This is a genomic window from Duganella sp. GW822-FHT06D06, assembly GCF_058799615.1.
On sequence record NZ_JBXALQ010000013.1, the window covers coordinates 43,339 to 61,465 of the forward strand.

Here is an 18,127-nt window from a genome sequence, read left to right on the forward strand (position 1 = left end):
GGCGGGTTTCTTTTTTGAACAGTGTACTAGCACTTGCGGCGGCGGGCCGCCACTCCCAGCAGGCCGAGGCCGGCCACCAGCATGGCGTAGGTTTCCGGTTCCGGCACGGCGTTGACCTCCACTTTGTCGACGAAGGCGGTGGCGTCGTAGTTGGTCTGGCCGGCAAAGCTCAGCGTGGTGGCGCCGGAGGCGCTGAAGGTCAGCGACTTGGCCGTCCAGCCCGCGCCGTAGTTGACCGACTCCACGCTTATCACGTTGCCGCCGACGACGACCTGGTAGGTTTCGGTCGGGCCGCCGTAGTTGCCGCGGCCGGCGTCGATCCACGACAGCGTGTAGGTGCCGGCCGCCAGCGTCAGCGTTTGTTCGATGTGGCTGGTGCCCTGGATGCCGATCAGCACATTGCCGTCCGGCGTGTTCGGATTGTCCCTCGGGCCGCTGTTCGTCAGCATCAGCGGGAAGCCGCCGGTCCAGCCGTTGACGCTGCCGCAATCGTAAGGGCCGCCCAGGTAGCAGTAGGAGCCCATCGGCAGCGTGAAGCCGGGGTCTTCAAAACTGCCGTTGACCACCAGGTTGGCCGCCTGCGCGGCGGCGCCCATGCTCAATGCTGCCGAGACCGCTACTAGCGCGGCGCAAATCTTCTTGTTCATAACTGGTACTCCTAGCGAAGTGGGACAAAAACCGGGTGAAAACCAGAGTTTCAAATAGATTACATCCGATGCATTTTGCGCACTATAATTATCAAAATACAATGATAATTGCGCCAAGGGAAATGTTCCGCAGCATCCGCGCCACAAAAAAACGGCCCCGGGCGCGTCGGGCGACGCGCCCGGGGCCGGCGGGATGCTGGCGCGCTACACGCTTACGGCAGCGGACGGCCGTCGGTGTCGATCTTGCGCACTTCGCCCAGGTTCAGGGCGCGCACCCCGGCCTCCACCTTGCTCAGGTCGCCCACCACCAGCCAGGTCAGCTTGCCCGGCGTGATGGTGCGCGCCGCCAGCGCGTTGGCCTGCGCCGGCGTCATCGCCAGCACGGTGCCGGTGAAGGTGTTGAAGTAGTCGGCCGGCAGCTTGTATTGCAGGATGGTGCCGTAGGCGCCGGCCAGCTGGCCGGCCGTCTCGAACGAACCCGGCAGGCGCAGGGTTTCGTTTTCCTGCGCGCTGCTCAGCTCGGCCGCGGTGATCGGCTTGGCGCCGGCGATGTTGGCGTATTCCTGCACCAGTTCCTGCAGGGCCGCGCCGGTCTTGTCGGTCTGCACCGGCGAGGTGCTCAGGTACAGGCGCTGGCCCACCGCCGGCTGCAGGCCGGCGTTCACGCCATACGACCAGTGCTTGTCTTCGCGCAGGTTCATATTGATGCGCGAGCTGAAGCTGCCGCCGAAGATGTTGTTGACCACTTGCAGCGGCACCGCTTCCGGCGCGTTGCGCGGCGGCGCCAGTTGCGCGGCGTAGATCACGCTTTGCAGCGCGCCCGGCTTGTCCATCAGGTAGACCACCGGTTTGTCGGCCGGCGCGACCTGGGCCACGTTCTTCTTCGGCACCGCGCCGGCCTTCCAGCCGCCAAAGGTTTTTTCCAGCAGCGGCGTGATTTCCGCCAGCGTGGTGTCGCCCACCACCAGCAGCGTCGCGTTGTTCGGCTTGAACCAGCTCTGGTGGTACTTGACCAGGTCGTCGCGGCTGATGCGCGCCACGGCGGCCTCGGTGCCGGAGCCGGTCAGCGGCAGGCCGTAGGCGTGGCCCTGGCCGTAGATCAGGCCCGGCATCACGCGCAGCGCCATCAGCTGCGGATTGCTCTTCTCGCGCGCGATCGCCGCCAGCCGGTCTTTCTTCAAGCGGTCCAGCTCGTTCTGGGCGTAGGCCGGATGCAGCAGCACGTCGGCGTAGATGTCGAGCGCTTTCGGCAGCGTGGCCTTGAGCGCGTTGAGCTGGACGAAGGCGCCGTCCAGGTTGCTGTAGGCGGAGTACTCGGCGCCCAGCGCCTCGAACTCTTCGCTGATCTTCAGCGAGCCGCGCGCCGGCGTGCCCTCTTCCAGCATGCGCAGCGACAGGCTGGCCAGGCCGGGCAGGTCCTGCGCGTCGGAGGCGTAGCCGGCATCGACCATCATCGACAGGTTGACCACCGGCGCGCTGTGGCGCTCTGCCAGCACCACCTTCAGGCCGTTCGACAAGGTGGCGCTTTGCATAGGCGGCAGCTTCAGCGATTCAGGCTGGCCCAGCGCCGGCGGCGCGTTGCGGTCCAGCTTGGCGGTGGTCGACAGGCCGGTCGGGAACGGCTGCACTTCCAGCACATAGTCGCCGTCGGCCAGCCACTCGTTCATCGCCTGCCGGATCGCGGCCGGCGTGGCCGCCTTGATCGCCTTCAGGTAATCCTTGTAACAGTCCGGCTTGCCGGTGTAGGTGGCGCAGGTGGCCAGCAGGTCGCTCTTGCCGCCGAAGCCGCCGACGCGTTCGACGATGCGGGTGAAATCGGCCAGGATGCCGGTCTTGGCCAGTTCCAGCTCGGCTGCGGTGGGGCCGGACTTCATCAGCGCGCGCAGTTCTTCGTCGGCGGCCTGCTCCAGCTTGCGCGTGTCGACGCCGGGACGCGCGGTCAGCACCAGCATGAACTGGCCGGCGATTTCCGACGAACCGTTGTTGGCGCTGGCGTTCGTGGCCAGTTGGTCCTTGTAGACCAGGCGCTTGTAGAAGCGCGAGGTCTTGCCGCCGCCCAGCACGTGCGCGGCCAGGTCCAGCAGCGGCTCGTTGGCGGTGTGGGCGCCCGGCACGTTCCACACGCGGTAGATGCGCGCCTGCGGCACCCGGTCCTGCACGGTGCCGCGGTGGGTGCCGCTGCGCTTGGCGATCCACGCCTCATGCTTGGCCAGCGGCGGGCCGGCCGGGATCTCGCCGTAGTATTTCTCGACCTTTTCGCGCGCCTGTTCCGGCGTGATGTCGCCGGCCAGCACCAGGGTCACATTGTTGGGGCCGTAGTTGGTCTTGAACCATTCCTGCACGTCCGTCATCGAGGCCGCGTCCAGGTCCTTCATCGAGCCGATCACGGTCCACGAATACGGGTGGCCGGCCGGCCAGGTGTTTTCCGTCAGCAGCTGGTAGGCCACGCCGTAGGGCTGGTTCTCGCCCTGGCGCTTTTCGTTCTGCACCACGCCGCGCTGCAGGTCCAGCTTCTTCTGGTCCAGCACGCCGAGCAGGTGGCCCATGCGGTCGCTCTCGGCGAACAGGGTGTAGTCCAGCATCGAGGTCGGCACGTTCTCGAAATAGTTGGTGCGGTCGGTGTTGGTGGTGCCGTTCAGGTTGGTCGCGCCGATGCGCTCCATGGCGTTGATGAAGGTGCCCTGGTTGAAGTGGTCGCTGCCGCTGAACATCAGGTGTTCGAACAGGTGGGCGAAGCCGGTCTTGCCGGCCTTCTCGTTCTTGGAGCCGACGTGGTACCAGGTGTTGACCGCCACCACCGGGGTCTTGTGGTCTTCATGGACCAGCACGGTGAGGCCGTTCTTCAGCACGAATTTGGTGTACGGGATATCGGGGATGGCGATATCGGATTTGACGGACTTGGCCGGCTCGGCGGCGTGCAGCGCGCCGCTGGCGGACAACAGGGCAATCGAGGCCGCCAGGATGGTGCGGCGTAAGGACAGGGTCATGCGGGATCTCCTTGATAGGGAAAGCGGGCTGCAAAAAAAAAAGCGCACCGGCGTTGTAGCGGGTGCGCAAGCATTCTATTGCTTTTTAGTTAAATTGGCGACTATTTGCGCTTGGCCGAGCTGGCGTCGCGGGTGGCGCGGAATTCGGCGTCCTGGGCCCAGTTCGGCCAGGCGCCGGAATCGGCCAGGTCGCGGCCCAGTCCGTACAACAGGCCGAGGTCGCGCGCCATGCCGCTGAAGCTCCAGGCGGCGCTCCATTCGTCCGACGGCTGGTGGTAGTTGTTGCTGTTGTAGTCCTCTTCCACCTTGTGGCCGGCCGCCAGGCCGCCGTCGATCCAGTCGTCGCCGGAGCCGAAGGAGATCGCCGGCACGCCGCGCTTGGCGAACGGGAAGTGGTCGGAGCGGAAGAAGTGGCCCGCCTCCGGCTTCGGATCGGGCGCGTACGCCATGTCCATCAGCTTGGCCTTGGCGATCAGCTGGTCCAGCAGGTCCAGCTTGGCGCTGCCGGAGATGGTGAAGTTGCGCGCCGGGCCGTAGGGGCTGAGCGCATCCATATTGATCACGCCGGCCGTCTCGGCCAGCGGATACAGCGGATAGGCGGCGTAGTACTCGGAGCCGAGCAAGCCCTTCTCCTCCGCCGTCACCGCCAGGAACACCACGCTGCGTTGCGGCGCCGGCGCCTTGCCGTAGGCGCGCGCCAGTTCCAGCAAGGCGGCGATGCCGGTGGCGTTGTCGACCGCGCCGTTGTAGATCTTGTCGCCCTTGGCGTCCGGCAGGCCGACGCCCAGGTGGTCCCAGTGCGCGCTGTAGAGCACCGTCTGTTCCGGCGCGCTGTTGCCGAGCACGCGGCCGGCCACGTTCTTCGACACGATGGTCTGCGCGTCGACCGCGTAGCTGGCGCTCAGGTTCACGCCCTTCAGCTGCACCGGCTTGAAGTTGCGGGTTTGCGCCTGCTTCTTCAGCGCCTCGAAGTCCTGGCCGCCGCGCCTGAACAGGTCGATGGCGAGATCGCGCTGGATCCAGGCTTCCATAGGCGCGTGCGCCATGGCCGGCTGCTTGCGCACGATGTCGTACATGACGTTGGTGTTGGAGTTCTTCACCGTGGCCCAGCCGTAGGACGCCGGCGCGCTCTCGTGCACGATGATGGTGCCCAGCGCGCCGCGGCGCGCCATCTCTTCGAACTTGTAGGTCCAGCGGCCGTAGTAGGTCATGGCCTTGCCGCCGAAGTCGCCGCTGCCGGTCTCGAAATCGGGATCGTTGATCAGCACCACCGCCAGCTTGCCGCGCAGGTCGAAGCCCTTGAAGTCGTCCCACTTGCGCTCCGGCGCGTTGACGCCGTAGCCGACGAACACCAGCGGCGCGTTGCGGAAGTCGACCTGCTTGCTGCCGTTCATGGCGGCGCGCACGGCCATGTCGTCGCCCTGCCTGAGTTCCTGCCGGGTGTTGCCGTCGCTGAGCACCAGCTTGACCGGGCCCTTGATTTCAAAGCGGCCCAGCGGCACGTCCTGGGTCCAGCTGCGCTGGGTCTTCTGGCCTTTGAGCAGGTCGCCGGCCGGCTGCAGGCCGGCGGCCTTGAATTGCTCGATCAGGTAGTTGACGGTCTTGGTTTCGCCGGCCGTGTTCGGGCCGCGGCCCTCGTATTCATCCGACGCCAGCACTTTGACGTCTTGCGACAAATGCCTGGCATCGAACTCCGGAACGCTGGCTGCCTGTGCGGTAGCGGCGGCGACCAGCGAACAAATGAGCATGGTGTTTTTCAAATCTGTCTCCGAAATTATTTTAATTAAAACTGCGAGGCAATACTGACATGAAATCAACTCACCGGCAATCATGCAGGCGCATGCCGGGCGCGCCTTGTATCCACGGCGCACAGGACTGGAAATAATTACCAAATACGCAATACTTTCCTGTAGGATATGACTTTTCCAACAAGGAGTGACGATGCGCCGAGTCCTGACCGCCCTGCTGCGCCTGATCCTGTGCGCTCCGCTGCTGGCCGGCGCCGCCGACGCGTCGCCGTCGCCGTCGCCGAACGCCACGGCGGCGCAGCGGCTGGCGGGATTGCATTTCCAGACCGGCCGGATCACGCTGCCGGGCGGCATCGCCACGCTGGACCTGCCGCCGCACTTGCGCTATCTGAATCCGGAGGACAGCAACAGACTGCTGGTCGACGGCTGGGGCAATCCGCCGGGCGCGCCGACCTTGGGCATGATCTTGCCGACCAAGGGCGATCCGCTGGGCGCGGCCGGCTGGGGCGTGATCGTCAGCTACGACCACGGCGGCCACGTGCGCGACGACGACGCCGGCGGCATCGACTACGCCGAGCTGCTGGCGCAGTTGAAGGACGCGGTGGCCGACAACAACACCGCGCGCCGCGAGCAGGGCTATGCGGCGATGACGCTGATCGGCTGGGCCGAGCGCCCCAGCTACGACGCCGCCCGCCACAAGCTGCTCTGGGCCAAGGAACTGCACACCGAGGGCAGCAACGAGAACGGCCTGAACTACCACATCCGGGTGCTGGGCCGCGAAGGCGTGCTGGTGCTCAACGCCGTGGCCGGCATGGACCAGATCGCGCAGGTCCGCAGCGAGATGCGGAACGTCACCGCCTTCACCGATTTCACGCCGGGCAACCGCTACGCCGACTTCGACGGCAAGACCGACAAGCTGGCCGACTACGGCCTGGCGGCGCTGGTGGCCGGCGGCGGCGCGGCCAAGCCGGGCCTGTTCGGCCAGCTGTGCGCGCTGCTGCTGGCGTTCAAGAACCTGATCCTGGCCGCGCTGGCCGTCGGCGGCGCCTGGCTGTACCTGGCGCTCGGCCGCCGGGCCGCGCAAGCCGAGGTCACGCTGGACCAGCGCGAACGCGCCAGCTAAAGCGCCGCCATGCGTCAACGGCGCACAGCACGCGCCGCCTGCGGCGGTGCAGCATTGACGCTGATCAAGCGGACTGCGATACTGAATCATCGCAGCCCTTGCCTGATGCCATGACCGAACTCAAAGCCTCGCTGAAAAGCGGGGGCAAGTTCTCGCTCAACTGGAGTTATCTCAACGCGATTGCCAACGGGGTTTCGGCAATCGACTTGGGGGCGCTGGCGTTGCGCAACCTGCACGACGCCCACCAGTTCGTGCGCGAGTACGGCTTCGACCTGGAGCAGCCGGCCGCGACCGCGCTGATCCGGCGCGCCCATCGCGAGGCCATCGATTTCATCACCGGCAGCTTCCTCACGCCCGCACAGGCGGCGCTGATCCCGGCCGACGTCAGCCACCCCGACGATCCGCTGGAACTGCTGGTGTACGCCTCGCTGCGCGGCCAGCATGTCGACGTGCGGCGCATGTGGTCGTGCGCGGTGCTGAAGGTCATGCACGGCATCTTCTACATCGACAACAACCTCAAGCTGCGTCACTTCCACGCCATCCGCGCCCAGGTGTTCGGCACGCTGGACGAGGTGATACGCCACGACGGCGACCGCCACTACCTGACCGACGGCGAAGTCTGCCTGCCGATGCTGCACTACGACCGCAAGGACAACAAGGGCCGCAGCAGCATCCTGCTCAAGCTGCTGCAAAAAGCCGCCTACCTGGCGGCCGACATCTTCGACCACCTGGGCGTGCGGCTGGTGTTCGCCACCCGTTTCGAATGCCTGCTGGCGCTGCGCACGCTGCAGCGGGCGCACCTGCTGTCGGTCACCAACGTCGACGCCGAGCGCACCCGCAACACCCTGCTGGACCTGGAGGCGGCCAAGCTGATCTTCAACAAATACCGCGCCCGGCTCGAGCACAGCGACGAGTATCCGGCCGCGCTGCTGCAAACCATGGACGCCGAGCTGGCCGAACTGGCGCAGCCGCAGACCCGCTGCGACAACCCGCACAGCGGCAGCGGCTTCAACAGCATCCAGGTGACGGTGCGCAAGATGATCCACGTGCAGCAGCTCGACGCCGGGCCGGAGCAGGACTACGACGTCGGTTTCTTCTTCGAGTACGAGATCCAGCTGATGGACGAGGCCAGCTACCAGCGCAGCCTGACCGGCCCGGCCAGCCACGAGGCCTACAAGAAACGCCAGCTCGACACCGCCCGCACCCGCGTGTTCGGCCGCGAGCTGCTGCGCTGGATCGAACAACAGGTTACAAACTAGACAATAAACGTTCCAACGCGTAACATGATGGCCTTTCCGAACAAGGCCATCATGTTACGCAACGTATCCATCCTGAGTATTGCAGCTTTACTGGTCGCCTGCGGCGGCGGCGGTAGCGGCGCCTCCACCGTCACCACCGCCCCGGCAATCGACACCCGCGCGCCGGCGCAGCCGACGGTGTCGCTGGGCGACTTCTATTCCTACAAAGGGATGGACACGAGCGACTTCAAAGGCACGCCGATCAGCACGCCCTACTGGTACACCGACGTCGTCAGCGCAGTGGAAACGAACGGCGCCTGGACCGAAGTCAGTGTGGATGACAGCCCGTCGGCGCCGTACACACAGGCGCACTTCCCGGCCGGCGGCGGCGACAGCGACAGCGCCACCCGCAGCGGCTGTACGCACAACTACCAGACGACCTACAGCACCAATCAGCGCGAGCTGGTCGCCGGCGCCAGCTGGACCAGCAACATAGTCGGTACCGTTGTGGACAACTGCGGCAACAGCCCGATGACGTCCGGCAGCGTGAACACCACCGTGCTCGCACTGGAATCGGTGACGGTACCGGCGGGCACCTTCAAGACCGCGAAAGTGTCCATCCGCGCCAGCTACAAGTTTGCGAGCGGTGGCGTGACGGTCGATGAAAGCACCAGTTGGCTCGACACGACCAGCCGCCGCCGCATCAAAACCAGCACCATCAGAACCCACACCGCGCATTCTGGCCAAGTCGATACGTCCAGCTACGTCACAGAGCTGCAAGGCTATGCGCAGGCCGGGACCGGACGCAGCCTGCTCAATGTGCAGCGCTTCGCCGGCGACTGGACCGGCTCCTTTGCTGGCCCTGACAACGGCAGCTGCACCGGCCAGGTCTCGCTCGACGGTGTACTGGACGCCAGCTGCGCCGGCGGCCAGTTCGCCATCCACGGCCAGATCGACGCCAATGGCAACGTGACGTTCTCGCTGAGCGCGGGCGGCAGCACGGGGCCCACGTTCAGCGGCAAGTTCGACTCGCCTTTGAGCATCCACGGCACGTGGAGCAAACCGGGCGGCGGCGCCGGCACCTGGCAGCTCAACCACAAGTAAGCAGAACAGCGGTGCGCCACTGAAACGCATAGGGCTCTACCATCGGGTTTTAGGCGGAGGAAGCGGCGATGCGCAATCCAGTCCTTGCATGGCTGCTGGCGGCGGCGCTGGCCGGCGCCGCCCACGGCCAGGACGCCGCGCCGCCGCGCGTGACGGTCAACGCCACGCGCGACCCGGTCGACAAATCCTACCGCAAGATGGTCGCCGGCATGCAGCGCTTCGAGCGCGAGCATGCGCTGGCGCCGCAGGCCGCGCTGCGCTTCGAACTGCTGCCGCGCCTGCCCACCACCCGGCTAGCCGGCATCACCCTGCGCGTCGCCGGCGACACCGTGTCGCTGCCGGTGCCGGTGGCGCCCGACCACACCTTCACCTTGGAACTCAACGCGCAGGCGCTGAAGGAAGACGCCGCCCTGGTCGCCAGCAGCAAGACCAGCACGCTGACCTGGCGCGCCCGCGTGCGCAGTCCCGGCGTGCCGGCCGGCATGCGGCGGCTGGGCGATTTGCGGCTGGAATGCAAGGTCGGCGTGCAGGCCGGGCTGCTGTCGAACAACGACCAGCTGTTCGCCTGGCTGGGCGAGCTGCTCACCGACGCCGACCGCGTCTGCGCTTCGCCGCAAGGCAACTACCTGTTCTTCAGCGAGCGTCCCTTGTTCGCCATCACGCTGCACGACGGCGCCCGCAGCGCGGCGCTGCCGTTCGACATGCTGTACGCCGGCGGCACCCAGACGCCGGCCACGCTGCCCTTCTGCGATTGCCAGGTGCTGCTGGACCGCAGCTTCTACGCGCCGCTGTGGGACCACGGCTGGTCCGACGACACGCTGTTGGAATTGCACTACCAGGACGATCCGCCCGGCGCCGCCGACACCGCCGTGGCCGACGACCACCGCAGCATGCAGCAGATGCAGGCCGCGCTGGGAGCGGCCAGCGTGATCCGCTTCGACAGCGGCTACCAGCTCTGGCGCTACCGCTATCCGTCGCTCAGGCCGGCCAAGGATGGCGCGGCACGCCAGGCCGACTTCGTCATCCTGTTCGGCCCGGACGGCATGGCGCGCAAGGCGCGCTTGAGCGAACCCTTGTAAAGACTCCCGGACAGGAACATGATGTGGGAATGAAAACCACTCTCCTCCCCCTGCGCCTGGCCGCCTGCGCCGCGCTGATGCTGATCGCCGCCGCCTGCCACAGTGCGCCGCCCGCCAACCCAAGCGCCGCATCGCTGTGGCAACAAATCCAGGCCCGGAACGCCGACACCGGCTGCGACCGCGACAGCCAATGCCACAGCATCGCCATCGGCGCCAAGGCTTGCGGCGGACCGGAACGCTACATCGCCTGGTCCGACCGCGCGCAGGACGGCGCGCAACTCAAGCAGCTGGTCGCCCAGCACGCCGCCGCCCGCGTCGAGGAAGACAAGCGCGGCCACGTGCTGTCGAACTGCATGCTGGCGGTGGACACCGGCGCCGTCTGCCGCGCCGGCCGCTGCGTGCTGAACCTGGAAAACGCCCAGCCATAAAATTGAGGCTTCACGGTTTTCCGGAAGCTGGTTTCACCGCACGGCGTTTCCTACGGCGGGAGGTTTTTCCGGAGCCGGTCTTGCGCTGGCCGCCCTGGCCCTGCGCCGGTGCCGGTGCGTCGGGCGGGCGGATGACGGTTGGGCGCGGCACGGATACTCGCACTGCGGGCGGGGCCGGGGCGGGATCGGCGTCTGTCGGGCGGTTGTCAGTCTGCGCGCCACCCTCGTGCAAGCGCGCTATCGCGGCTTTGCGCGCCGAGCGGCAGACGTCGGCCAGCAGCCATTCGCTGCTTCCGGGCAGGCGCAGCCACACGGCTTTCCAGGCATTGCGATTGCCGCTGCCGTGCAGATTGGCAAAGCATGATGGCGAGACCGCGTGCCCTTCGTATTTGATTTCCGCTCCGATCACCGTGGCGAAATAAGGCTGGCCGCCGAAGCTGGCCCGCAGCCTTGTGCCCTCTGGAAGAAAGACCTGCTTCCATTGGTATCCCGCCTCGGACGCCACGGCGGGCTGCTGCGGGGCTGGCGGCTTGGGACTGATGTAGTTGCGGATTGCCGCGATGATGTGGGGCTCATGGGCCAAGGAATTCGACCAGAAATTGCCGGTGAATTCGCCCAGTTCGACGAGCACGTCGTCGGGTACGCGGATCGGGAATTGAAGGCCATAGCCAGGCATGGTGGGGGCTCCCAAAAATCGGTTTTTACTAAGCGCTGCTAACCACTACTGACCAGTACTACAGCGCGCTATCACTTACTAAAAATGCCGTGCTGAATGCTAAATGCCGATATTTTTTCGGCCTATATTCGTTAGAGGCGATTCGTGGTTTTTAGTTCCGAAATATCGCGGACTCGCACGAAATATCGATGGTTAGCATTGGGTAGTAGTGGTTATCACGTTTTAGTAAAAGTCGAAAAAACAGGACCCGTCCTGCGTATGCCGGCGGCACGAAAAAAAACCCGCGGGCCTTGCAGCGCGCGGGTCGTTTTTTTCCAACTGTCGATGTTAGTTGACGGTCATCGCCTTCTTGATGGCCACGCAACGCTCGTCTTCCTGATGCGCCACCAGCAGCGCGCGCCGGGTACCGGCCGACAAGTCCTTCAACTTGACGACCGCCCCCTGCAGGCGCTGCACGCTGGCCGGCGTGCAGCTGGTCGGCATCATCATGTGGGCATACGAGCGCATGAAGACCGGGCCGGCGGCCTTGTCGACCTGCGTCAGCTGGGCCAGGCGCTGATTGGCGCTCAGCTCGCCCAACGCGCCCTGCTCGGCCGGGTACATGTTTTCCATCGCCCGGCGGATCTTCGAGAACGGCAGCTTGGTTTGCAGGTCGGTGATCTGGGCCAGCCATTCAGCCTTGACCTTGGCGTCCGGCTGCACCACGGTGGCGCCCAGCGCGGCGGCCTGGCCGCTGTCGGACTTGTCGCGCTCCTGTTCCGCCGCCAGCAAGGCCGCCGCGCCCGGATAGGCGTAGCGGTTCAGGCGGTTGACGATATCCCAACGCACGTCCTGGCTGACGTTCAGGCCCGGCACCACCAGCTTGCCGCCGAGGATGTCGGCCAGCTGGGCCAGCGCGGCCGGGCTGCCGGCGATGTCCAGATAGGTCGCGAACCAGCGGCGCTGGAAGTTGTTGTCGCCGCTGGCGGCCTGGGTGGCGGCGAACGCCATCTGCTCCAGCTGCGTCGCCATCTGGCCTTTGTAGCCGGCCATCGACGGCCCCATCTCATCGAGGTAGGTCTTGGCGGTGCGGATCTTGCCGGTGACGTCGCCCAGCAGCGTGTAGTCCTTCTCGCCCGGGGCATTGACCAGCACCGTGCTCAGGAACTCGTTGAGCGGCAGCTTGGCGGCGCGCACGCCGTCCCACAGGCTTTGCCACAGCATCGAGCGCAGCAGCGGATCGTCCACCTTGCCCAGGCTGGCCTGCGCGGTGGCGAAGGATTTTTTATCCAGCTGCACCTGCGCATAGCCCCAGTCCTGGTAGTTCGGATAGACCAGGTCCGGACAGGCCGCGCCCGCCAGCTCCGGCACGGCGGTGTTGGCGCCCTTGTAGGTGACGGCCACGTTCTTGCCCAGCTTCAGCCCGTCCGCGCCCAGGTTGAACAGGCCGATCTGCACCCGTTGTTCGCGCAGCGTCGGCATCGCCTTGCTTGGCGCGCTCTGGCGCAGATTGAATTTGCTGATCTTGCCGCCGGCGCAGCTGAATTCCGCCGCGATGGTGTTGACGCCCGGTTCGTACAACCACTGCCTGGTCCAGCCCGAGAGGTCGCGGTGCGCGGCCTCGCCCAGGCTGCCGATGAAGTCGTCCAGCTTGGCGTTCTGGTACGAGTACTTGACCAGGTAGTTGTGCACGCCCTGGCGGAACACTTCCTCGCCCAGCAGGTGGCGCAGCTGCTTCAAGGTCGACGCGCCCTTGGAGTAGGTGATGGCGTCGATGTTGTCGAAGGCGTTGGCGGTGGACGGCACCGGCGTTTCGATCGAGTGCGTGGTCACGCGCTGGTCCTGCACGTAGGCGCCCTGCTTGGCGCCCGAGTAGAAGCCCTGCCATGCGTTGCTGAACTCGGTCGACTCGGCGGTGGCCAGCGTGCCCATGAAGGATGCGAAGCTTTCGTTCAGCCACAGGCCGTTCCACCACTTCATCGTCACCAGGTCGCCGAACCATTGGTGGGCCATCTCGTGCATGATGACGCCGGCCAGGTTTTGCTTCTGCGCCGCCGTCATCTCGTCCTTGTACATGAAGCTGCGCTCGGCGAAGGTGATCGCGGCCGCGTTCTCCATCGCGCCGTACAGGAAGTCCGGCACCAGCAGCTGGTCGTATTTCTCGAACTGGTAAGGCACGCCGAAGTACTGGTCGAAGAACTTCAGGCCGCGCCGCGTGTAGTTGAACCAGTCCTGCGGCGACACCTGCGACGCCACCGACTGGCGCGCGAACAGGCGCATCGGATACGGGCCGCCGTGGTCTTCCCACACCTTGTACGGGCCGGCGTGCATGGCGAAGTTGTACGAGCTCAGCTTCTTGGTGCGCGGGAAGGTCCAGCGACGGGTCGAACCGATGTCCTGGATGCCGGTCTCGCGCTTGGTGGACGACACCACCCAGTCGGCCGGCGCGGTGACGGTGATTTCATAAGTGCCCTTCAGGTCGGGCTGGTCGAACACCGGGAACATCTGGTGCGCGGCGGCCGGCTCGAAGTGCGAGTAGGTGTAGACCCGGTGGTCGACCGGGTCGACCATGCGGTGCAAGCCTTCGCCGTTGGTGCTGTGCAGGCGCGTGTAGCTGATGGTGACGCTGTTGCGGCCGGCCTTCAGCTCGCCCGGGGCAATGGTGATGAACCACTGGTTGTAGTGCGGCGCCACTTCCTTGCCGTTGACGGTCAGGCTGAGGATGGTGGCCTTGTCGAGGTCGATGGTCAGCGGCGCGCCGGCGTCGCTCAGGTCGAAGCCCAGCGTGGTGGTGCCGGCGAAGGTTTCCTTGCCGGTCAAGGTGAAGTCCAGCGTGTAGTCGACATTGGCCACGCGCGCCGAACGGGCGGCGGCATCGGCTTGCGACAGGAAGGCGTTCTCGGCGCGCGGCGTGGTGGCGGGGGCGGCGGCCGGCGCGGCGGCCTGGGCGGCGCCGTAGGCCAGCGCGAGGGCGGCCACGATCATGCATTTTTTCATGGGGATTCCTTGAATGTGGCAACGCCCGCGGTGGCGGCGAGCGTTGCGTCGTTAAACTGCTTGGCTGCTATTTCTTGAGGTAGGTATCGAGCCAGTCGATCACCGTGTGGTGCCACAGCACCGAGTTGGCCGGCTTCAGCACCCAGTGGTTTTCATCCGGGAACATCAGCAGCTTGCTCGGGATGCCGCGCCGTTGCAGCGCGGTGAAGGTGCCCAGGCCCTGCGTGGTCGGAATGCGGAAGTCCAGGTCGCCCTGCACCACCAGCATCGGGGTTTTCCAGTTCTTCACTTTCAGCGCCGGGTTGAACTTCTCGTGCAGTTCCGGCACGTCGTAGTAGGCGCCGCCGTTTTCCCATTCGGTGAACCAGATCTCTTCGGTGGCGTAGGCCATGCCGCGCGTGTCGAACACGCCGTCATGGTTGACGATGCACTTGAAGCCGTCGGACCAGTTGCCTTCGATCCAGTTCATCATGAAGCCGCCGTAGGACGCGCCCAGCGCGCAGCTGCGCTCGCGGTCCAGCCACGGGAACTTCTGCACCGCCGCGGCCAGGCCTTTTTGCAAGTCTTCCAGCGGCTTGCCGCCCCAGTCGCCGCTGATCGAATCGGTGAACTTCTGGCCGTAGCCGGTCGAGCCGTGGAAGTCGATGAACACGGTGGCGTAGCCGGCGCCGGCGTACACCTGCGGATTCCAGCGATAGCTCCACGAGTTGCCGAAGCTGCCCTGCGGGCCGCCGTGCACCAGGAAGGCGATCGGGTATTTGACGCCGGGCTGGGCGTTCCATGGCTTCATCACGTGGCCGTAGACGGTCTCGCCGTTGGCGCCGGTGAAGGAGAACTGCTGGTACTCGCCGAACTTGACGTCGGCCAGCGCCTGCGCGTTCAGCGTGGTCAGCTGCTGGGCCTTGTCGGCCGTGCCACCCAGCTTGAACTTGAACAGCTGCGCGCCGGAGGCCAGGTTGGCCTGCGCCATGACGACGGTGTCGCGCGCGACGTCGAAGCCGCTGACGTAGCCGTTGCCGCTCAAGGCGCTCACCTTGCCGCTGGCGGCGTCGATGGCGAACAGGCGGTGCTGGCCGATGTCGTCGGCGGTCGCCAGCAGGGTCTTGCTGTCCGGGGTCCAGCGGTAGTCGGCGATCGAGCGGTCCCAGCTGTCGGCGACGGTGCGCTTCTTGCCAGTGGCGACGTCGAGCAGCACCAGGTGGAAACGGTCGGCCTCGAAGGTCGGCTTGTCCATCGCCAGGTAGGCCAGCGTCTTGCCGTCCGGCGAGTAGATCGCCTTGCTGTCCCAGGCCGGGTTGTCGGCGGTCAGGTTGTTGACCGCGCCGCCTTCGGCCGCCACGGTGTAGACGTCGAAGTTGGTCGACCAGGCTTCGGTGCGGCCGGCGATGCGGGCCGAGAACACCACGGTCTTGCCGTCCGGGCTGAAATGGTATTCGTCGTGGTCGCCGAACGGCTTGGACGGCACGTCGCCGTCGAGCATGCCGGACAGGCTGACCGGCTGCGCGCTGACCTTGCCGCTGGCGTCGATAGTCGCCGCGTACAGCACATTGGTGCGGCCGTCGGCCCAGCTGTCCCAATGGCGCACGAACAGCTTGTCGTAGACCTTGCCGCTGGCCTTGTTCTTGCCCTGGGCGTCCAGGCGCGCCTTGGTGCAGGCCAGGTCGGCGCAATCGCGGAACACGGCCAGGCTCAGCGCCAGGCGGTCGCCCTGCGGCGACAGGCGGAAGTTTTCCACGTCCAGCGCCAGGTCGGTCACGCGCGCCGCCTCGCCGCCGGCCAGCGGCAAGCGCCACACCTGCTGCGAGCCGGAGCGGGCCGACAGGAAGTAGACCGCGTCGCCGTTTGGCGCCCATTCGGGATCGCTGCTGCTGGCGTCGGCCTGGGTCAGGCGCACCGGCGCGGCCTTGGGCGCGCGCAGGTCCAGCATCCACAACTGGGTGTTGCCGCGGTTCTTGTCCAGATTGGTGGAGCGCACCGTGTAGACGACACGGCTGGCGTCCGGCGACAGCACAGGGCTGCCGACGCGCTCCATCTTGACCAGATCTTCAACGGTGAAGCCGCGCGGCGCGGCCCAGGCGTTGGACACCGCGATAGCGGTTCCCAACAGCAGCAGTGATAGTCTCATTCGGTGATCTCCGACGTTATAAGAAAAATACCGGCTGGTGGCCGGCTGTCGGCATGATACCAAGATCGCAGCGCAGCAAGCAAAACAGTTACATGGCTGTTACTTGCCGCCGACGTTGGTGCTTTCGCGCCGGTATTCTTTCAAATCGTCCTGGGTGACGGTTTGCACACCGTCGTTGGAACATTCGCGGCGGCGGATCGACGTGCCCGTGGCCGGTTCGGAACTGCGGCACGACTTGCTGGCCGATGCTTGCGCCGGCACCGCGCCATCGGTGGCGGCGGTGCTTGCGCAACCCACCAACAGCACTGCGCAGATACCACTCAGCAAGGAAAATAGTTTGGAAGACATAGTCAAAACCCTTATCAGGAAATTATGGTTGGTGTATTTGCATCATATATTGATAACAAAAAAATTTCTTGACTATTTTGAGACGACCGGTCATATTAAGCGCATGGCTAAACCACACGTCAAAGAACAAATCGTCAGCGCCGGCTTGAACCTGCTTCACAGCAAGGGTTTCAACGCCACCAGCGTCCAGGACATCACGGACGCCGCCGCTGTGCCTAAGGGCTCGTTCTACAACCACTTCGCCAGCAAGGAAGCGCTGGGGCTGGAAGTATTGCAGCGCTACCTCGCGGCGGCGGCCGGCTTTCTCGACGTGCTGGACGACGCCGGCCGGGCGCCCAAGGCCAGGCTGCGGACCTACTTCGACTTGCTGATCGGCGCCAACACCACGACCGACTACAACTGCGGCTGCCTGCTGGGCAATTTCAGCAGCGAGCTGTCGACCCAGATCCCGGCCATGCGCGGCGCGCTGGGCCAGGCCTACGACGAATGGGCGGCCGCCCTGTCGGTGGTGATCGCCGAAGGCCAGCGCGACGGCAGCATCGGCGCGCCGCAGCCGGCGCTGGAGCTGGCCCATTTCGTCATCGACGCCTGGCAAGGCGCGGTGCTGCACGCCAAAGCGTCGCACGGCCGCGCGCCGCTGGACCGCTACGCCGACATGGTGCTGAACCGTATTTTGCTGTGATGCTTTTTTTTTCGCTGTTTTTTAAGATGACCGGTCATATTGTTTTACCTTGATTTTACCCACTGAAAGGAACTGCCATGAACTTCAAAGATGCTGTCGTCCTCATCACCGGCGCCAACCGCGGCCTGGGCAAAGCCCTGGCGCAAGCCGCCCTGGCCGCCGGCGCCCGCCAGGTGTATGCCGGCGCCCGCGATCCCGCCAGCGTGACCCTGGCCGGCGTCACGCCGATCAAGCTCGACGTCACCAACGCGGCCGACATCGCCGCCGCCGCGCAGGCCATCCCCGACCTGACCATCCTGGTCAACAACGCCGGCATCTTCACCGGCAGCGGCGTCGCCACGCCCGACGCCGCCGTCTCGGCGCGCGCCGAACTGGAGACCAACCTGTTCGGCCCGATGGCGCTGAGCCAGGCCTTCGCCGCCACGCTCGGGCGCAACGGCGGCGGCGCCATCGTCAACATCCTGTCCGCGCTGAGCTGGATCAGCCTGCCGACCAGCGGCACCTACAGCGTCTCCAAGGCGGCCGCCTGGGCCATGACCAACGGCCTGCGCGGCGAACTGCAGGCGCAGAACACGCAAGTGCTGGGCGCCCACATGGGCTATATGGACACCGACATGACCGACGGCGTGGACGCGCCGAAAGCGGCCCCGGCCGACGTCGCCCGGCTGATCGTCGACGCGCTCGAGGCGGGCCAGGATGAAGTGCTGACCGACGACACCGCGCGCCAGGTCAAGCAGGGCTTCACCGCGCCGCGCAGCGCCTACCTGGGCGAGGCGCGCGCCGCCTGATCGCCACCGCAGCGCAGCAATCTGGCCGCGGCGAAACATTGCCGCGGTCAGAAACAAAATATTTTTGATCGACGCAATAAATCACGTATTTTCATCCGCAAAATAGGTGCATAATTTCCTACTCAGTCAGGAAGAGACCGCACGTTCACGACCGGCATGGCGTGTAGTCAACTCGTTT

Annotated in this window: 14 protein-coding genes; 7 read left to right on the top strand and 7 right to left on the bottom strand. The window is 65.7% G+C overall.

The features are described from left to right. Nucleotides 1-26: 26 nt before the first annotated feature. The 3 genes from AC1RMD_RS21865 to AC1RMD_RS21875 form a co-directional block, all read right to left on the bottom strand. Nucleotides 27-647, bottom strand: coding sequence for an FxDxF family PEP-CTERM protein (locus AC1RMD_RS21865; protein ID WP_492929329.1), 621 nt, complete (start codon nucleotides 645-647; stop codon nucleotides 27-29). Nucleotides 648-859: 212 nt separating this feature from the next. Continuing rightward, the gene (locus AC1RMD_RS21870) at nucleotides 860-3,634 is read right to left on the bottom strand and encodes a M16 family metallopeptidase (protein ID WP_492929330.1); all 2,775 of its coding nucleotides are present in this window, start codon (nucleotides 3,632-3,634) and stop codon (nucleotides 860-862) included. Between the two features lie 101 nt (nucleotides 3,635-3,735). Beyond that, complete coding sequence (locus tag AC1RMD_RS21875) at nucleotides 3,736-5,382, bottom strand: M28 family metallopeptidase (protein WP_492929554.1); 1,647 nt, start codon at nucleotides 5,380-5,382, stop codon at nucleotides 3,736-3,738. Between the two features lie 193 nt (nucleotides 5,383-5,575). Here AC1RMD_RS21875 and AC1RMD_RS21880 point away from each other — a divergent pair, with 193 nt between their 5' ends. The 5 genes from AC1RMD_RS21880 (at nucleotide 5,576) to AC1RMD_RS21900 (ending at nucleotide 10,354) form a co-directional block, all read left to right on the top strand. Further along, nucleotides 5,576-6,505 carry a DUF2167 domain-containing protein gene (locus AC1RMD_RS21880; RefSeq protein WP_492929332.1) on the top strand — a complete coding sequence of 310 codons (930 nt, stop codon included), beginning with the start codon at nucleotides 5,576-5,578 and terminating at the stop codon, nucleotides 6,503-6,505. A 110-nt stretch (nucleotides 6,506-6,615) separates the two neighbouring features. After that, nucleotides 6,616-7,764 (top strand): TIGR04552 family protein, encoded by a 1,149-nt coding sequence (locus tag AC1RMD_RS21885; protein ID WP_492929334.1) that lies wholly within the window; start codon nucleotides 6,616-6,618, stop codon nucleotides 7,762-7,764. Between the two features lie 51 nt (nucleotides 7,765-7,815). Next, nucleotides 7,816-8,847: a hypothetical protein gene (locus tag AC1RMD_RS21890; protein WP_492929336.1), complete on the top strand. Its 1,032-nt coding sequence runs from the start codon at nucleotides 7,816-7,818 to the stop codon at nucleotides 8,845-8,847. Nucleotides 8,848-8,915: 68 nt separating this feature from the next. Beyond that, entirely contained in the window at nucleotides 8,916-9,926 is a 1,011-nt protein-coding gene (locus AC1RMD_RS21895; protein ID WP_492929338.1) for a hypothetical protein, read from the top strand. A gap of 29 nt (nucleotides 9,927-9,955) precedes the next feature. Then, complete coding sequence (locus tag AC1RMD_RS21900) at nucleotides 9,956-10,354, top strand: hypothetical protein (protein WP_492929340.1); 399 nt, start codon at nucleotides 9,956-9,958, stop codon at nucleotides 10,352-10,354. A 10-nt stretch (nucleotides 10,355-10,364) separates the two neighbouring features. Here the strand turns inward: AC1RMD_RS21900 and AC1RMD_RS21905 are convergent, their stop codons facing one another. The 4 genes from AC1RMD_RS21905 to AC1RMD_RS21920 form a co-directional block, all read right to left on the bottom strand. Beyond that, nucleotides 10,365-11,030 carry a hypothetical protein gene (locus AC1RMD_RS21905; protein WP_492929341.1) on the bottom strand — a complete coding sequence of 222 codons (666 nt, stop codon included), beginning with the start codon at nucleotides 11,028-11,030 and terminating at the stop codon, nucleotides 10,365-10,367. A 327-nt stretch (nucleotides 11,031-11,357) separates the two neighbouring features. Further along, a complete protein-coding gene (gene pepN, locus AC1RMD_RS21910; protein ID WP_492929343.1) occupies nucleotides 11,358-14,006 on the bottom strand; it encodes an aminopeptidase N in 2,649 nt (882 codons plus the stop codon). A gap of 67 nt (nucleotides 14,007-14,073) precedes the next feature. Beyond that, nucleotides 14,074-16,131 carry a S9 family peptidase gene (locus AC1RMD_RS21915; RefSeq protein ID WP_492929345.1) on the bottom strand — a complete coding sequence of 686 codons (2,058 nt, stop codon included), beginning with the start codon at nucleotides 16,129-16,131 and terminating at the stop codon, nucleotides 14,074-14,076. Nucleotides 16,132-16,230: 99 nt separating this feature from the next. Further along, nucleotides 16,231-16,479 carry a hypothetical protein gene (locus AC1RMD_RS21920; RefSeq protein ID WP_492929346.1) on the bottom strand — a complete coding sequence of 83 codons (249 nt, stop codon included), beginning with the start codon at nucleotides 16,477-16,479 and terminating at the stop codon, nucleotides 16,231-16,233. A 103-nt stretch (nucleotides 16,480-16,582) separates the two neighbouring features. On the opposite strand from AC1RMD_RS21920, the gene AC1RMD_RS21925 reads away from it, so the two are divergent. Together AC1RMD_RS21925 and AC1RMD_RS21930 are read left to right on the top strand one after the other, a co-directional pair. After that, entirely contained in the window at nucleotides 16,583-17,161 is a 579-nt protein-coding gene (locus AC1RMD_RS21925) for a TetR/AcrR family transcriptional regulator (RefSeq protein ID WP_492929348.1), read from the top strand. A 77-nt stretch (nucleotides 17,162-17,238) separates the two neighbouring features. Next, nucleotides 17,239-17,949 carry an SDR family oxidoreductase gene (locus tag AC1RMD_RS21930; RefSeq protein ID WP_492929349.1) on the top strand — a complete coding sequence of 237 codons (711 nt, stop codon included), beginning with the start codon at nucleotides 17,239-17,241 and terminating at the stop codon, nucleotides 17,947-17,949. Nucleotides 17,950-18,127 lie beyond the last annotated feature (178 nt).